Source organism: Aeromonas sp. 75A (assembly GCF_051919425.1).
Taxonomy (GTDB): domain Bacteria; phylum Pseudomonadota; class Gammaproteobacteria; order Enterobacterales; family Aeromonadaceae; genus Aeromonas; species Aeromonas veronii.
Genome location: NZ_JBQBES010000002.1, coordinates 940,742 through 956,908 on the forward strand (window position 1 = coordinate 940,742; position 16,167 = coordinate 956,908).

Sequence of the window (16,167 nt, forward strand, 5' to 3'; positions counted from 1 at the left end):
GTGTGTTAAACCTCGCGTTTGGCGCACATCAGCTCGGCGGTACAGACCACTTCACCGTCGACGGTGGCGACACCGGTGAACTTGGCAATACCGCGACGCTCTTTCAGGAACTCCACGTCGAGCACCAGTTGGTCACCGGGGCCGACCGGACGCTTGAAGCGAGCGTTGTCGATTGAGGCAAAATAGTAGAGTTCGTTGGGAGACGGCTTGCCCACCATGGTAAAGGCCAGGATACCGGTGGCCTGTGCCATCGCTTCCAGGATCAGTACGCCCGGGAACACCGGCTTGGCCGGGAAGTGCCCCTGGAAGATCGGCTCGTTGAACGAGACGTTCTTGATGGCGCGCAGGGTTTTGCGCTCATCGCTGATCTCGTAGTCGTCTACACGATCCACCATCAGAAACGGATAACGGTGGGGCAGCAGATCCATGATTTCCTGGATACCCAGGCTCTTCTTTTCAGTAGTCAAAACAGTACCCTATACCAATCGTGATTATTCTTGATCCAGCTTCTTCTCAAGCTTGCTTAACCGCTTGTGCATCTCTTCGATACGCATCACCCGGGCGGCGGTCTTGCGCCACTCTTTATTGGTTTGCAGAGGGATGCCGGAAGAGTAGACACCGGGCTCGGTAATGGGTCGCATCACCATGGCCATACCGGTGACGGTGGCCTGGTCGCAGATCTCCATATGCCCGTTAAAGACGGAAGCGCCGCCAATGATACAGTATTTGCCGACCTTGAGACTACCAGCCATCACGGTAGAGCCCGCCACGGCGGTGCCGTAACCGATCTCCACGTTGTGGGCGATCTGGCACTGGTTGTCGATGATGACGTTGTCAGCAATGCGGGTATCTTCCAGCGCACCGCGGTCAATGGTGGTACAGGCACCGATCTCGACCCGGTTGCCAATGGTCACACCGCCGAGCTGGGGGATCTTGATCCACTCGCCACGCTCGTTGGCATAACCGAAACCATCGGCGCCGATCACTGTGCCGGATTGAACCAGACAGTCGGTACCCATGGTCACATTGTGATAGAGGGTGACGTTGGCCCACAGCCGGGAGCGGGCTCCCAGCCGGGTATTTCTGCCAATAAAACAGCCCGGGCCAATGCGTACATCGTCACCCAGCACGACGCCGGATTCGATCACTGCATTGGCGCCGATGGCCACTCTCTCGCCCAGTTGCACGTCAGCCGCGATAACGGCGCTCGGATGGATATCCGTGGCCGGCTGCGGGGTGGTGTCCAGCAGTTGGGCTACCCGGGCAAAGCCCACATAGGGGTCTTTGAGCACCAGGGCATTGGTGGGACAAAATGGCAGATCCGCTTCTGTAATAAGCACGGCGGTCGCCTTGCTCTGCTCCAGATAGTGCCGGTACTTCTTATTGGACAGGAAGGTGATATCCCCCTCCCCGGCCTTTTCCAGTGTCGCTACCTTGCGGATTTCCAGGGTTCCGTCGCCATGGACCTGGGCCCCCAGTTGCTGGGCCAGCTGTGCGAGAGTGAATGCCATCAATTAGTTGCTCTTGCTTACCTGAGAAATAACCTGGCCGGAGATGTCCAGCTTGCTGGCGGCATACGGGGCGGCATTGCGCTCCAGCACCAGATCGTAACCATTGCTCTTGGCGATGGAATCGATGGCAGCCTGCACCTTGGTCAGGATCTTGTTGCGCTCTTCGGACTGACGGCGACCGTTGTCCTGCTCAAAGGCTTGACGCTTCTGGTTGAACTCCATCTGCAGCTTGGCCAGCTTCTCCTGGTTCTGCTTCTTCTGCTCGGCGCTCATGAAGGCTTCATCCTTGCGGAACTTCTCGACCAGCTTCTGGCCTTCCTGTTCCAGCTTCTGCAGCTCACGCATACGCGGCTCGAATTCACCTTTCAGCTTGGCTGCAACGGCTTCACGCTGGGGCAGCTTTTGGAAGACTTCGCCCATATCAACCACGGCGATCTTGGTCTCAGCGAAGGCAGAACCCATGCCGGCAGCCATCAGTGCAAAGCTCAAACCAGCTACTTTCAACGCTTTATTCACACTTACTCCTTGTTCCCTCATGGCGAGGGCTACCTGATTTACCCGATTATGCAAGCGGCGTTAGGACCGTCTTGTTACCTGGTGAGGCACGCATACCGCGCGTCCCATCATTGAAGACCCCCACCGCATGGGTGGGGGCGAAACTCTGCTTAGAAAGTACGACCGATGTTGAAGGAGAAGACTTCGGTGCGATCCCCTTCATATTTCTTGATCGGCTTGGCCAAGGCAAACACCAGCGGGCCCATCGGCGAGAGCCACTGCAGGGAGACACCGGCAGAGACCCGGATATTGCCCGGGTTGGAGTAGTCCTGGCTCAGATAGTTGCAATCAGAACCGGCGGCGCAAGGATATGCCCCGTTGGCAAAATCAGTGCTCCAGACGGTACCTGCGTCCATAAAGACGGTGGAACGGATCTGCGGACGATAGGTCTCGGAGACGAACGGGGTCGGGAAGACAAGCTCCAGTGAGGCGACGGCCAGAGCGTTACCGCCCACCGAGGTGTCGGAACCTTCATAGTAGCCAGTTTCACACGGCTGAGACCCCGTGCAACTGCCAGCACCCGGCTTGTTGTAGGTCTTGTAGATCGCCTTGGGACCAATGGTATTGCTCTTGAAACCACGCACCGTATCGAAACCACCGGCATAGTAGTTCTCGAAGAACGGCAGCATGGAGTCATCGCCATAGCCGTTACCGTAGGAGACACGACCCTTGCCGATCATTACCCAACTGTGATCCGCATCGAGCGGGAAGTAGTGGGCATCTTCGGCAGAGAGCTTGTAGTACTGCAGCTCCATGCCCGGTACGGTCACCTTGGCGTTGATACGCTGACGATCGCCAGAAGTCGGGAACATCCCCTTGTTCAGGGTAGAGCGGGTCCAGCCAGCGGTGACATCAACGGTCACGAAATCGAGGTTGGAACCATCCTGTGAGTAAGCATTCCAGAACTGATCCATCTGTACCGACTGGCGGTTATCATTCCACTGATCCCAGCAATAGGTATTGCCATCAGTATCCGGATTGTCCTTCAGACACTCCTGATAGTTCTGGGCATTGAATGACGGACGGCTCAGCTTGGTGCTCTCGATACCGGTACTGAAGTCGAGACGGTTGAACTCGTTGACCGGGAAGCCGCTGGAGAGACGGAAACCGATGGTTTCGTTCTCGTAATCAACGATATCGGCATCATCGGCGCGGAACTGGTTGTAGTAGACCCGACCACCCAGGCTGACACCATCCACGGTGAAGTAGGGGTCGTTGTAGCTCAGGTCAACGTTCTTGGAGTAGTCGTTGGTGCTGGCGTTGATGGAGACCTTTTTACCGGTACCCATAAAGTTGTCCTGGGAGATCCCCGCCTGCAGGCTCAGACCAGATTCGGTACCGTAACCGATACCGGCGTTGATGGAGCCTGCTGGCTGCTCCTTGACCTTGAAGTCGAGGTCAACCAGATCATCGTTGCCCGGCACCCGCTTGGTGTCCACTTCGACGCTCTCGAAGTAGCCAAGGCGGTTGAGACGGCTCTTGGACTGCTCGATGTTGTCGGAGGAGAGCCAGGTGCCCTCCATCTGGCGCATCTCACGACGCAGTACCTGATCTTCGGTAGTGGCGTTACCGCTGAAGTTGATATTGCGCACATAGACACGGGGGCCCGGCTCAACGTTGACGATCAGCTCGACTTCTTTGGTCTTGTCATTGACCTGTGGGAAGGTGACCACTTTCGGATAGGCATAACCGTAACGGCCGAGGAACTTGGAGAGCACCTCTTCGGTATGAGTCACCTGACTGGCAGAGTAAGTGCTGCCGGCAACGATCGGGATCAACCCCTTCATCTCGCCACCACGGTCGATCAGGTCACCCTTGAGCTGGACACCGGAGACCTTGTACTGATCCCCTTCCTTGATGTTGAGGGTGACATAGACCCCCTTCTTGTCGGGGGTCATGGAGACCTGGGTAGACTCCTGCTGGAAGCGGATATAGCCGCGGTCCATGTAGTAAGAGCGCAGGGTCTCGATATCACCGGCCAGTTTCTGCTTCTGATAGCGCTGATCGGCGGTGAAGTTCCACCAGGGCACTTCGTCGCGCAGGGAGAGCTGGGCAATCAGCTTCTCTTCAGGGAAAACGCTGTTGCCGACGATGTTGATCTGCTGGATCTTGGCCGCTTCCCCTTCCACGAAGGTGAACTTGAGGTCGACCCGGTTGCGCGGCAACGGGGTGACGATGGCCTTGACCTTGGCGGAATATTTACCCACGCCATAGTAGAAATCTTCCAGTCCCTTCTCGAGGGAGGTGAGCACGGTGCGATCCAGCGGATCGCCCACACGGATACCGGAGGACTCCAGACTCTGGGTCAGTTGCTCCTCTTTGATATCCTTGTTGCCGGCAAACTCGATGCTGGAGATGGTCGGACGCTCCTTGACCATCACTTGCAGCACTTGGCCGTCACGGTAAACCTTCACATCCTCGAAGTTACCCGAGGCATAGAGCTTTTTGATGGCGCTGGCCAGAGCCACGGAGTCGACGGTATCACCGACCCGGATCGGCAGGTTCAACAGTGCGGCACCCAGGGTCACCCGTTGCAGACCTTCGACCTGGATATCTTGCACCACAAAAGAGGCAGGGGCCGCCTGGACCAGGAAACTGGCACCCAGCAGGCAACTCAACACCAATGCTTTTTTAACAGCCATTTTGTTCTTATGTGTCCTTGTTGATGCTCTGGCCTCAGAGGCGAGCGAAATCATTAAACAGCGCAATGCCCATCAATAACATCAGAATGGCGGCGCCGATCCTGAAACCCACTTCCTGTATTTTCTCTGATACCGGCTTGCCGGTGACCGCTTCGATCAGGAAATAGACCAGATGGCCACCGTCGAGCACCGGCAGGGGGAACAGATTGATAATCCCCAGGTTGACGCTGATCAGCGCCAGAAAACTCAAGAAATAGACCAGACCATAGTCGGCACTGCTGCCGGCGCCCTTGGCAATGGAGATGGGGCCGCTCAGGTTGTCCAGCGACACGATGCCACCGATCAACTTGCCAATCATGTCAAAGGTGAGCGTGATCAGGCTCCAAGTCTTGTCCCCGCCATGCCACAGCGCCTGCAAAGGCCCATACTGTAACAGAATTCGATATTCATCCGGTAATGGAACCAGTTGCGGTGAGAGACCGACGAATCCAACAAGCTTGCCCTGCACCTTGCGGCTATCCGGGGTCAGGGTCACGTTGAGATCACTGTTGTTGCGCTCAACCACCACTTGCAGGGGTTCACCCGGTGCCTGCTGCACCAGCTCGACAAACTCGGCCCACGCGGTAATAGGCTGATCGCCGACCTGTTTGATACGGTCACCAACCTGCAGCCCCGCCTTTTCACTGGCACTCTTGGCCACCACGGCAGCCACGACTGGCAGCACTTTGCCACTCAGGGGGACAATTCCCAAGCTGCCGATGGGCGACTCTTTATCCGGATCGAAGGTCCAGCCGGTCAGCGACAAGGTTTTATCGGTGGCATAGCTGGTATTGGGTGCCTGCACCTTGAGAGTCACAGCATCATCACCCAGATGGCTGATAAGGGCGTAAGTGACGCTCTCCCAGTCACCGGTCTGCTCATCGCCAACCCCGACAATCTCCATCCCCGGCAGCACACCCGCCTCGGCCACGATGGATGCAGGACGCACCTCACCGATCACCGGCTTGACGCTCGGCACCCCGATGATAAACATCAGCCAGAGGGCAAACAGGGCAAAGACGAAGTTGGCCATGGGACCCGCGGCGACAATCGCCATTCGCGCCCAGACACTCTTGTGGTTGAAGGCATACTGCTCGTCACCGGGTTTGAGTTCGTCGACCCGGCCATCGAGCATCTTGACGTAACCGCCGAGCGGGATCAGCGCCAGCACATATTCGGTGCCATCTTTACCCATCCTGCGCCAGATCGCCTTGCCAAAACCGATGGAGAAGCGCTCAACCTTGACGCCACAACGACGGGCCACCCAGAAGTGACCAAACTCGTGCACTGCGACCAGCAGGCCCAGCGCAACAACAAAGGCACCGATATTCCACAACACACCGCCCATCAGCCAAGCTCCTCAATCAAAGTGTGAGCACGGGCTCTTGCCGCACCGTCCAGGGCAAACAGATCATCGAGCGAGCCGACGGCGCTGCTCTCCAGCGCCAGCATCACTGCCTCGTTGATCCGGGCAATATCCATAAAACCGATGCGCCCGGCCAGGAAGGCGGCAACCGCCTCCTCGTTGGCTCCATTGAGCGCAGTGGTCGCCGCTTGTCCCTTCTGGCAGGCATTGATGGCCAGCGCCAGACAGGGATAGCGATCATAATCAGGCCGGATAAAGCTGAACTCTCCGACACTGAAGAAATCCAAAGGTTCCACACTGGAGGGGATGCGATTGGGATAAGCCAGCGCATGGGCGATGGGGGTACACATATCCGGATTGCCAAGCTGAGCCAGCACGGAGCCATCCTTGTACTGCACCATGGAGTGGATCACCGACTGCGGGTGGATCACCACCTGAATCTGCTCGGGCGCAGCATTGAACAGCCAGCGCGCCTCGATGTACTCCAGCCCCTTGTTGATCATGGTGGCGGAGTCGACCGAAATCTTGGCCCCCATCGACCAGTTGGGATGGGCGATGGCCTGCGCCGGTGTCACCTTGGCCAGCTCGCCGATCTCGGTGTAACGGAACGGGCCGCCGGAACCAGTCAGCAAAATCTTGCTGATCCCCGCCGCCGCCAGATCGCAAAAACCGGGCTGGCGCTGCACAGCGGTCGGCAGACACTGGAAGATGGCATTGTGTTCGCTGTCGATGGGCAGCAGCTCGGCGCCATGTTCGCGCACGGCCTCCATGAAGAAAGCACCGGACATCACCAGCGCCTCCTTGTTGGCCAGCAAAATACGCTTGCCGGCACGTACCGCGGCCATGGTCGGGGCCAGACCGGCCGCCCCCACAATGGCGGCCATCACGCTATGGGCGTCGGGGTGAGCGGCAACCTCGCAAAGGGCTGCGGCACCAGACATGACCCGGGTCGCACTGCCGTGCGCTTTCAGACGGGCAGCCAGTTCACGGGCGGCATCCTCATCGACCATCACGGCAAAACGGGGGGAGAATTCGAGGCAGTCCCGCAACATGGCATCCACGTTGCGGGCGGCGGTCAACGCCAATACTTGCCAACTGCCCGGGTTATGGCGCAGCACTTTCAAGGTACTCTGACCGATGGAGCCGGAGGCTCCCAGAATAACCAGTGACTTGTGCATCAAAACTCCTGACTGAGTAGCAGATAACTGAGCAGAAACACCGGCAGGGCGGCGGTCAGGCTGTCAATCCGGTCGAGAATGCCCCCATGACCCGGCAGCAGGGTGCCGGAGTCCTTGATGCCCGCTTCGCGCTTGAACATGCTCTCGGTCAGATCACCGAGTACGGAGGCAAGCACCGCCAGCAGAGAGCAAAACAGCACGGTGATCATCTTGGCAGGAACAAATCCCATCGACCAGGTAACGCCGATGGCCAGCAGGCTGGCGGTAAAGAGGCCGCCACACATTCCTTCGATGGTTTTGCCCGGACTCACAGCCGGTGCCAGCTTGTGCTTACCGAACGCCTTGCCGAAAAAATACGCGCCAGAATCTGCCGCCCAGACCAGTCCCATCACGAACAACAGGATCCAGGCCCCCATCATGGGGTCATGGTAAAAGTTGTAACCACGGATTGCGACCAGCGACCAGAAGAAGGGAACCAGGGTCACCAGACCAAACAGCGACTTGAGCCAGATAGACTCTTTCCACAGCTTGGCGCTTTGGGGATAGCGCAGCACCAGCAGCAGGCCCAGCAGCCACCAGCTTACCGCGGTCCAGAGCACGCCCATCACCAGGGGGTGCAGATGGGGCGTCCAGAGTTGCTCTACCGGCAGCCAAAAGAGGCTGGCACCGAGCAACAGACAAAATACGATGGGCAACCATTGCTGCGGAGCAGCAGAGACAAACCCACTCCATTCGCGACTGGCCAACAAAAACACCAGCGCTGCCAACAGGGCAAAAAATTTCAATGGCAGAAAGAAGAGCGCCCCCAACACCAGGGGGATCAACATCAAAGCAGTAATAATTCGTTGTTTTAGCAAAAGAAACCTCTCTCTTGGGAGCGGGGTTTAGCCGGTCTGCTGCTCGGCGATCAATTCCCGTATCTGTTCACCCGTGCAACCGAAGCGACGCTCGCGGGCAACGAAAGAGGCAACCGCCTCACTGAACTCGGCCTCGTTGAAATCAGGCCACAATACCGGGGTAAAATAGAGCTCGGCATAGGCGAGCTGCCATAACACAAAGTTGCTGATGCGATGATCGCCACCGGTGCGGATCAACAGGTCCACGGGTGGCAGATCGGCCATGCAAACCTCGCGGGTCAACATGGATTCATCAATGTCGTCAGCGGCCAGTTCACCGGCCGCCACTGCTTTAGCCAGCTTGCGGGCCGCCTGGGCGATATCCCACTGGCCGCCATAGTTGGCCGCAATGTTCAGGGTCAACCCCTTGTTATTGGCGGTCAAGGCTTCCGCCTTGGCGATTTTGGCCTGCAACCGCTCACTAAAGCGAGCAGTATCGCCAATCACCTTGAGCCGGATCCCGTTGTTGTGCAGTTTCTGCACCTCACGACCCAGCACTGTGATGAACAGTTCCATCAAGGCACTGACCTCCCCTTCCGGGCGGCGCCAGTTCTCGCTGGAGAATGCAAACAGGGTCAATGCCTCGATCTTGGCTCGCGCAGCAAAGGTAACGGCCTCGCGCACTGACTTGACGCCCGCCTTGTGGCCATAAACCCGCATCTTGCCTCGGTTCTGGGCCCAGCGACCGTTACCATCCATGATGATGGCGACGTGACGGGGTAAAGACGAGTTGGCACAATCACCCAACGCAGCCAAAAGCGACATGTAATTCTCCCACAAAGACAAAAGCGCCGTGCAGGGGCACTACACGGCGCTCGTAATATACCTTTCAGACGGTTAGATTTCCATTAGCTCCTTCTCCTTTACGGCAAGGGCCTCATCGACCAGCTTGATGTAGGAGTCGGTCAGTTTCTGGATCTCTTCCTGGGCGCGACGATCATCGTCTTCGGAGATCTCTTTGTCCTTCAGCAGCGCTTTCAGATCGGCGTTGGCGTCACGACGGATGTTGCGCACGGCAACACGGGCGTTTTCCGCTTCGGCACGGACGATCTTGGTCAGGTCACGACGGCGCTCTTCGGTCAGCGGCGGCAGCGGCACGCGCAGGGTCTGGCCATTGCTGGACGGGTTCAGGCCCAGATCGGAGGTCAGGATCGCCTTCTCTACCGCCTGGATCATGGAGCGGTCAAAAATGGAGATGGAGAGGGTGCGAGCATCTTCTGCCACGACGTTGGCCAACTGTTTCAGCGGAGTGGCAGCACCGTAATACTCAACCTGGATGCCGTCGAGCAGGCTCGGGTGAGCGCGGCCGGTACGGATCTTGGACATTTGAGTCTTGAGCGCTTCTACGCTCTTGCCCATACGGTCCTTGGCGTCGTTTTTAATCTCGTTGATCACAGTGGTTTTCCTTTTGGCGAACGAGCCGCTACACGGCCCGTGTCTATCTTATTTACTGACGTGATGGATAGGATAAGAGCGCCAGGTGGCTCACTTTTATCTTATTTACCAACGTGGTGGATCAGAGTGCCTTCCGGTTCACCCATGACAACCCGGCGCAGGGCACCCGGTTTGTTCATGTTGAACACACGGATCGGCAGATCATGGTCACGTGCCAGGGTAAAGGCAGCAAGATCCATCACCTTGAGCTCTTTTTCAAGAACTTCATCATAACTCAGTTCATGATACAGCACGGCATCCGGATTCTTGACCGGATCTTCGTTGTATACACCATCAACCTTGGTGGCTTTGAGCACCACGTCAGCTTCGATCTCGATCCCGCGCAGGCAAGCCGCAGAATCGGTAGTGAAGAAGGGGTTGCCGGTACCGGCAGAGAAGATAACGACTTTGCCAGCACGCAGCTGGCTGATTGCCTCAGCCCAGCTGTAGGAGTCGCAGACGCCTTGCAGGGAGATGGCTGACATAAGACGGGCATTCACATAAGCACGATGCAGGGCATCACGCATGGCCAGACCGTTCATCACGGTTGCCAGCATACCCATGTGGTCGCCCACCACGCGGTTCATGCCCGCTTTGGCAAGACCGGCACCACGGAACAGGTTGCCGCCACCGATGACCAGACCGACCTGAACACCCAACTCAACCAGTTCTTTGATCTCTTGGGCCATCCGCTCCAGCACCGCCGGATCAATGCCGAAACCCTCGGATCCTTGCAGGGCTTCACCACTCAACTTCAGAAGAACACGTCTGTATGCAGGTTTGGGATTGGTACTCATGTCACTGATTCCTGGTCATATAAAGACCGCGACATAAGTCGCGGTCTGGGGAAACGGAAAAACCGGTTCGATTAGGCCTTTTGAGCGGCCGCGATTTGGGCTGCAACTTCAGCAGCGAAATCGGTCTCTTGCTTCTCGATGCCTTCGCCCACTTCGAAACGGGTGAAGGAGACAACGTCAGCGCCTTCTTTCTTCAGCAGCTCGGCAACGGTCATGGAAGGATCTTTCACGAACGGTTGACCAGTCAGGGAAACCTCACCGGTGAACTTCTTCATGCGGCCTTCAACCATCTTCTCGGCGATCTCTTTCGGCTTGCCGGAGTTGATGGCGATGTCGATCTGAATTTCGCGCTCTTTGGCAACGACTTCAGCAGACACGTCTTCAGGCTTGACGAATTGCGGGCTGTTGGCAGCAACGTGCATGGCCAGATCTTTGGCCAGCTCGGCAGAACCACCGGTCAGCTTGGTGATAACACCAATGCGGGAACCGTGAACGTAGGTACCCAGGTTGTCACCTTCAACCAGCATCACGCGACGCAGGTTCATGTTCTCACCGATCTTGGCGATCAGGTTGGTGATGGTCAGCTCGACGGATTCGCCGTTACCGAAGTCAGCGGCTTTCAGCGCGTCAACGTCAGCAATTTTCTGGGTCGCAGCGATGTCAGCGATCTTCTGGCCCATTGCCATGAAGCTGGCATCTTTGGCGACGAAGTCGGTTTCGCTGTTCAGCTCGATCATGACGGCAACGTTGCCTTCGGTGCGAGCAAAGATAACGCCTTCAGCGGCGATACGGCCAGCTTTCTTGGCGGCTTTGGCCTGACCGGATTTGCGCATGTTCTCAATTGCCAGCTCGATATCACCAGCAGCTTCTTCCAGTGCTTTTTTGCAATCCATCATGCCAGCGGCAGTGCGCTCGCGCAGTTCTTTTACCAGGGCGGCAGTAACGTTAGCCATGTCCAGTATCCTCGGTCTTGAATTGACAAGAAACAGGGGCCACAAGGGCCCCTGCTAACCAATTACATCAGCTTGGTTAATAAGGGCTTTACAGTCCTTATCAATTACTCAGCTTCAACGAAGCCATCTTGTTCGGCTTGAACAACGATGTCCTGAGCGCGAGCTTCCAGTACGGTGTCAGCAGCAGCATTCAGGTACAGCTGTACGGCACGGATAGCGTCGTCGTTACCCGGGATGACATAGTCAACGCCGTCCGGGTTGGAGTTGGTATCAACGATGGAAACTACCGGGATACCCAGGTTATTGGCTTCTTTGATAGCGATATGCTCGTGGTCGGCATCGACAACGAACAGAACGTCAGGCAGGCCGCCCATGTTCTTGATACCACCCAGGCTCTTCTCCAGCTTTTCCATTTCGCGAGTACGCATCAGCGCCTCTTTCTTGGTCAGCTTGTCGAAGGTACCGTCCTGGCTCTGGGTTTCCAGATCTTTCAGGCGCTTGATAGACTGACGAACGGTTTTCCAGTTGGTCAGCATACCGCCCAGCCAGCGGTGGTTTACATAGAACTGGTCGCAACGCTCAGCGGCTTCTTTTACGGCTTCAGACGCGGCACGCTTGGTACCAACGAACAGTACCTTGCCTTTCTTGGCAGCTACGGAGCTGATGAAGTTCATGGCATCGTCAAACATCGGAACGGTTTTTTCCAGGTTGATGATGTGAACTTTGCTGCGTGCACCGAAGATGTAGGATTTCATTTTCGGGTTCCAGTAACGAGTCTGGTGACCGAAGTGAACGCCGGCTTGCAGCATGTCGCGCATAGAAACTTTAGCCATTTTATACCTCTGTATTGGGGTTAGGCCTCCACACATCCCATATAACCGACCCGTTAAGGCACCCCGGCATATGTGTCGATGTGTGTGTGTTGTTTAAGTAAGGGTGATGAAATCGGGACGCAAGTTCCCCATTCCGGCGCGCTTTATACCATAACTTTGTTCAGGACACCACCGGCCGACACCCTAAACAGATGTAAATATGGATCCCGCCAGAGGATGCTGCGACGCCGATTTGACGTTGTGATGACAATCACACTGGAAGTACGCGGGGGTTGCGGATAAAATTTTGCCCTGATTGCAAACGCATCTATTTTTCATTACCTGTCCTGTCTGCCCTCGCAGGCCCAGTGGCAGGCCGCAAGAGAGATCCCATGTCCATTAAAATCAAGACACCGGAAGAGATTGAAAAGATGCGCGTTGCCGGCCAATTGGCCGCCGATGTGCTGGTCATGATTGCGCCCCATGTCAAAGCTGGCGTCACCACTGACGAACTGAACACCCTCTGCCACGACTATATTGTCGACGTACAACAGGCGGTTCCAGCTCCGCTCAACTACCACGGCTTCCCCAAATCCATCTGCACCTCGGTGAACGATGTGATCTGCCACGGTATCCCGAATCACAAGAAGCTGCGCGATGGCGACATCATTAATCTGGATATCACCGTTATCAAGGATGGCTACCACGGCGATACTTCTGCCATGTTCATCGTGGGCGAGACCACTCCACTGCGCCGCCAGCTCTGCAAAGTTGCGCAAGAGAGCCTCTACGCCGCCATCAAGAAGGTGCGTCCGGGTGCCTGCATTACCGAGATTGGCGCAGTGATCCAGCCCATCGTCGAGAAGGCCGGTTTCTCCGTGGTGCGTGACTATTGTGGTCACGGCATCGGTGCCGAGTTCCACGAAGAGCCGCAGATCCTGCACTACCGCAACAGTGGCAAGCTTGAGCTGAAAGCGGGCATGTGCTTCACCATCGAGCCCATGGTCAACAGCAAGAAGTATCACTGCAAGGTCAATCCGAAGGATGGCTGGACCGTGACCACCAAGGATGGCGGCGACTCCGCCCAGTGGGAACACACCCTGCTGGTGACCGAGGATGGCTGCGAGGTGCTCACCCTGCGCCCCGATGACACTATCGACCGCTTCATCAAACACAGCTAACATCGAACCCCGGCCCTGAACTTCCAAAGCGCCGGGGTTTTTACTTCTGTTTCAGCCGTTTGCCTGCCACTTGCGTGTGAGATGCCATGGACGCCAGCCTGCTTTCCCCCCATTTGTTACCCGATGACCAGCTCACTCGCGACAACTGCAAAGAGTACCTGAGCCGCTTTCTCGGCTGGCTGCACGCCCGTTTTGATGCCGGCGACAACATCATCGAGCTGGTCGCCACCCGCTCCGAGTATATGGATCAGCTGCTCTGCCGGCTGTGGCAGAAGTTCGGCTTTGACAAGAGCGATTTGACCCTGATCGCGGTAGGGGGCTATGGCCGTGGCGAGCTGCACCCCCACTCCGACATCGACCTGCTGATCCTCTATGATGGCGACGAACTGGACGAGGTGTTGGGACTGCGCATCGGCGAGTTCATCACCTTGCTGTGGGATCTCAAGCTGGAGGTGGGTCAGGCGGTGCGCAACGTGGCGGAGTGCCTCGAGCAGGGGCGCGCCGATATTACGGTAGCAACCAACCTCATCGAGGCCCGCTACATCACAGGTCGCCAAGAGGGCTTCCAGCAGCTCAAGGAGGCCACCGGCCCCCAGTACTTCTGGCCGAGCGAAGCCTTCTTTCGCGCCAAGCGCCAGGAGCAGGCGGAGCGTCATCAGCAGTTTCTCGGCACAGCCTACAAGCTGGAGCCGGATCTCAAGAGCAATCCGGGCGGCCTGCGGGATATTCAAACCCTCGCCTGGGTCGCCCGCCGCCACTTCGGCGCCACTACCTTGTTCGAGATGACCAGCCACGGCTTTCTCAACCGCGCCGAGTATCGTGAGCTGCTCGACTGCCAGAATTTTCTCTGGAAGGTGCGCTTTGCCCTGCATATGGCAATCAACAAGGGAGATAACCGCCTACTGTTCGATCGCCAGCGCACTGTAGCCCAAATGTTGGGGTTCGAGGGGGAAGGCAACACTCCGGTCGAGCAGATGATGAAGCGCTTCTACCAGACGGTGCGGCGGGTCTCCGAACTCAACGAGATGCTGCTGCAGCTGTTTGACGAGGCGATCCTCGGCAACACCGCCATGGATGTGCGCCGCCTCTCCGACGAGTTCCAGCTCCGTGGCCGCCTCATCGATGCGGTGGATGCGGAGCTGTTTAGCCGTGAACCGGCCGCTATCCTGCGCCTCTTCTATCAGATGGCCCAGCATCCCGAGATTGCGGGCATCCACTCGGCCACCTTGCGCCAGCTGCGCGAGGCTCGCCGCAAACTGAACTGCTGGTTGCAGGACTTGCCTGACTGCCGTCGCCTCTTTATGGCGCTGCTGCGCCACCCCAACGGCATCGGCCTGCCGCTCACCCTGATGCACAAGTACGGCATTCTGGCGGCCTATCTGCCCCAGTGGAACCTGATCGTCGGCCAGATGCAGTTCGATATGTTCCACGCCTACACGGTGGATGAGCACACCCACAGGCTGCTCAAGAACATTCATCAGTTTCCCAATCCGACCAGTCGCCAGAGCCACCCGCTCTGCCACGAGGTGTTCACCCGGCTGCGCAAACCAGAGCTGCTCAGCATCGCCGCCCTGTTCCACGACATCGCCAAGGGACGGCGCGGCGATCACTCGGAACTCGGCGCCGTCGATGCGCTGGAGTTCTGCCAGCTGCACGGCCTCGATCGCTACGAGAGTCGACTGGTCGCCTGGCTGGTGCGCCACCATCTGCTGATGTCGGTCACAGCCCAGCGCCGCGATATCTACGATCCCGACGTGGTCACCGACTTTGCCCAGAAGGTGCGCGACGAGCAGCATCTCGACCTGCTCTACTGCCTCACCGTGGCCGATATCTGCGCCACCAACGATACCCTGTGGAACGACTGGAAGGGCACCCTGCTGCGCGAGCTCTACTTCGCCACCCAGAAGGCGCTGCGCCAGGGGCTGGAGAATCCGCCCGACATGCGGCTGCGCATTCGCGAGAACCAGCGTCAGGCCAAGCAACTGCTGGCGCAACGGGATGTATCGGAAGAGGCGATCAACCAGCTCTGGGCCGATTTCAAGGCCGACTACTTCCTGCGTCACAGCCCGGAACAGATCGCCTGGCACTGCCGCCACATCATCGAGCATGGCGACAACCCGGCACCGCTGGTGATCATCGGCAAACACCCGACCCGTGGTGGCAGCGAGGTGTTTATCTACTGCCGCGATACCCCGAATCTGTTTGCCACCGTCGCCTCGGCGCTGGATCAGAAGAACCTCAACATTCACGACGCCCAGATCATGAACTCGCGCAGTAACTATGTGCTCGATACCTTCGTGGTACTGGAGCCGAGCGGCGAACCCATCAGCCCCAACCGCACCGCCACCATCAAGAAAGCGCTGGAGAAGGCGCTGCAGGAGCCGGGCAAGCTGGTGCTGCGCAACAAGCCGCTGTCGCGGCGCCACCGCCAGTTCAGCGTGCCGACCCGGGTGGTCTTCCTGCCCCGCTCTTCGCCCACTAAAGGGGAGAGCCGTCATACCCTGATGGAGCTGACGGCCCTCGATACCCCCGGCCTGCTGGCGCGGATCGGTGCCGTTTTCCAGCAGTGCGGGCTGTCGCTGCACGCCGCCAAAATTGCCACTTTCGGTGAGAGGGTCGAGGACTTTTTCAGCCTGACCAGCCTCGATGGCGAGCCATTGACCGCCGAGCAGCAAAAACAGCTGGAAGAGCGACTGGTACACCAGCTCAATCCCCAGCAGTCGGTACTGGATTAAGCGAAGAGTGATTCGAAAGAGGCTGATTGTCGGGCGTTTTTTGCCATGCCAAACAACTGGTTGGCGCA

14 protein-coding genes are annotated in these 16,167 nt (G+C 57.6%); 2 read left to right on the forward strand and 12 right to left on the reverse strand.

What is annotated here, in order from left to right:
- Positions 1 to 5: 5 nt before the first annotated feature.
- The 12 genes from fabZ to rpsB all read right to left on the reverse strand — a co-directional run bounded on the left by fabZ (position 6) and on the right by rpsB (position 12,204).
- Complete coding sequence (gene fabZ, locus ACTG2T_RS04105) at positions 6 to 467, reverse strand: 3-hydroxyacyl-ACP dehydratase FabZ (protein ID WP_005338559.1); 462 nt, start codon at positions 465 to 467, stop codon at positions 6 to 8.
- 24 nt (positions 468 to 491) lie between these two features.
- Positions 492 to 1,511, reverse strand: a complete 1,020-nt coding sequence (lpxD, locus tag ACTG2T_RS04110) for a UDP-3-O-(3-hydroxymyristoyl)glucosamine N-acyltransferase (RefSeq protein WP_236352924.1) — start codon at positions 1,509 to 1,511, stop codon at positions 492 to 494.
- Positions 1,512 to 1,514: 3 nt separating this feature from the next.
- Entirely contained in the window at positions 1,515 to 2,027 is a 513-nt protein-coding gene (locus tag ACTG2T_RS04115; RefSeq protein WP_005338563.1) for an OmpH family outer membrane protein, read from the reverse strand.
- A 149-nt stretch (positions 2,028 to 2,176) separates the two neighbouring features.
- A complete protein-coding gene (bamA, locus tag ACTG2T_RS04120; RefSeq protein ID WP_330124046.1) occupies positions 2,177 to 4,708 on the reverse strand; it encodes an outer membrane protein assembly factor BamA in 2,532 nt (843 codons plus the stop codon).
- Between the two features lie 34 nt (positions 4,709 to 4,742).
- Positions 4,743 to 6,095: a sigma E protease regulator RseP gene (rseP, locus tag ACTG2T_RS04125; RefSeq protein ID WP_330124045.1), complete on the reverse strand. Its 1,353-nt coding sequence runs from the start codon at positions 6,093 to 6,095 to the stop codon at positions 4,743 to 4,745.
- On the reverse strand, positions 6,095 to 7,291 hold the full coding sequence (gene ispC, locus ACTG2T_RS04130) for a 1-deoxy-D-xylulose-5-phosphate reductoisomerase (protein ID WP_330124044.1): 1,197 nt from the start codon (positions 7,289 to 7,291) through the stop codon (positions 6,095 to 6,097). Before ispC ends, rseP begins: the two co-directional genes overlap by 1 nt.
- Positions 7,291 to 8,148: a phosphatidate cytidylyltransferase gene (locus ACTG2T_RS04135; RefSeq protein ID WP_026034918.1), complete on the reverse strand. Its 858-nt coding sequence runs from the start codon at positions 8,146 to 8,148 to the stop codon at positions 7,291 to 7,293. Before ACTG2T_RS04135 ends, ispC begins: the two co-directional genes overlap by 1 nt.
- A 27-nt stretch (positions 8,149 to 8,175) precedes the next feature.
- Positions 8,176 to 8,952, reverse strand: a complete 777-nt coding sequence (gene uppS, locus ACTG2T_RS04140; RefSeq protein WP_005338574.1) for a polyprenyl diphosphate synthase — start codon at positions 8,950 to 8,952, stop codon at positions 8,176 to 8,178.
- Between the two features lie 72 nt (positions 8,953 to 9,024).
- The gene (gene frr / locus ACTG2T_RS04145; protein ID WP_005338576.1) at positions 9,025 to 9,582 is read right to left on the reverse strand and encodes a ribosome recycling factor; all 558 of its coding nucleotides are present in this window, start codon (positions 9,580 to 9,582) and stop codon (positions 9,025 to 9,027) included.
- A gap of 101 nt (positions 9,583 to 9,683) precedes the next feature.
- A complete protein-coding gene (pyrH, locus tag ACTG2T_RS04150; protein WP_005338577.1) occupies positions 9,684 to 10,418 on the reverse strand; it encodes a UMP kinase in 735 nt (244 codons plus the stop codon).
- Positions 10,419 to 10,489: 71 nt separating this feature from the next.
- Positions 10,490 to 11,371 (reverse strand): translation elongation factor Ts, encoded by an 882-nt coding sequence (gene tsf / locus ACTG2T_RS04155; RefSeq protein ID WP_005338578.1) that lies wholly within the window; start codon positions 11,369 to 11,371, stop codon positions 10,490 to 10,492.
- Between the two features lie 104 nt (positions 11,372 to 11,475).
- Positions 11,476 to 12,204 carry a 30S ribosomal protein S2 gene (gene rpsB, locus ACTG2T_RS04160; RefSeq protein ID WP_005303470.1) on the reverse strand — a complete coding sequence of 243 codons (729 nt, stop codon included), beginning with the start codon at positions 12,202 to 12,204 and terminating at the stop codon, positions 11,476 to 11,478.
- A gap of 371 nt (positions 12,205 to 12,575) precedes the next feature.
- Here rpsB and map point away from each other — a divergent pair, with 371 nt between their 5' ends.
- Both map and glnD read left to right on the forward strand, forming a co-directional pair.
- Positions 12,576 to 13,364, forward strand: a complete 789-nt coding sequence (gene map, locus ACTG2T_RS04165) for a type I methionyl aminopeptidase (RefSeq protein WP_005338579.1) — start codon at positions 12,576 to 12,578, stop codon at positions 13,362 to 13,364.
- 86 nt (positions 13,365 to 13,450) lie between these two features.
- A complete protein-coding gene (gene glnD / locus ACTG2T_RS04170) occupies positions 13,451 to 16,099 on the forward strand; it encodes a bifunctional uridylyltransferase/uridylyl-removing protein GlnD (RefSeq protein ID WP_330124043.1) in 2,649 nt (882 codons plus the stop codon).
- The last annotated feature ends 68 nt before the right edge of the window (positions 16,100 to 16,167 follow it).

Excerpts from the sequence above, each read along its gene's own strand:
- lpxD (WP_236352924.1), bottom strand. The coding sequence starts at position 1,511 with ATGGCATTCACTCTCGCACAGCTGGCCCAGCAACTGGGGGCCCAGGTC.
- bamA (WP_330124046.1), bottom strand. The coding sequence starts at position 4,708 with ATGGCTGTTAAAAAAGCATTGGTGTTGAGTTGCCTGCTGGGTGCCAGT.
- rseP (WP_330124045.1), bottom strand. The coding sequence starts at position 6,095 with ATGGGCGGTGTGTTGTGGAATATCGGTGCCTTTGTTGTTGCGCTGGGC.
- ispC (WP_330124044.1), bottom strand. The coding sequence starts at position 7,291 with ATGCACAAGTCACTGGTTATTCTGGGAGCCTCCGGCTCCATCGGTCAG.
- uppS (WP_005338574.1), bottom strand. The coding sequence starts at position 8,952 with ATGTCGCTTTTGGCTGCGTTGGGTGATTGTGCCAACTCGTCTTTACCC.
- pyrH (WP_005338577.1), bottom strand. The coding sequence starts at position 10,418 with ATGAGTACCAATCCCAAACCTGCATACAGACGTGTTCTTCTGAAGTTG.
- tsf (WP_005338578.1), bottom strand. The coding sequence starts at position 11,371 with ATGGCTAACGTTACTGCCGCCCTGGTAAAAGAACTGCGCGAGCGCACT.
- rpsB (WP_005303470.1), bottom strand. The coding sequence starts at position 12,204 with ATGGCTAAAGTTTCTATGCGCGACATGCTGCAAGCCGGCGTTCACTTC.
- map (WP_005338579.1), top strand. The coding sequence starts at position 12,576 with ATGTCCATTAAAATCAAGACACCGGAAGAGATTGAAAAGATGCGCGTT.
- glnD (WP_330124043.1), top strand. The coding sequence starts at position 13,451 with ATGGACGCCAGCCTGCTTTCCCCCCATTTGTTACCCGATGACCAGCTC.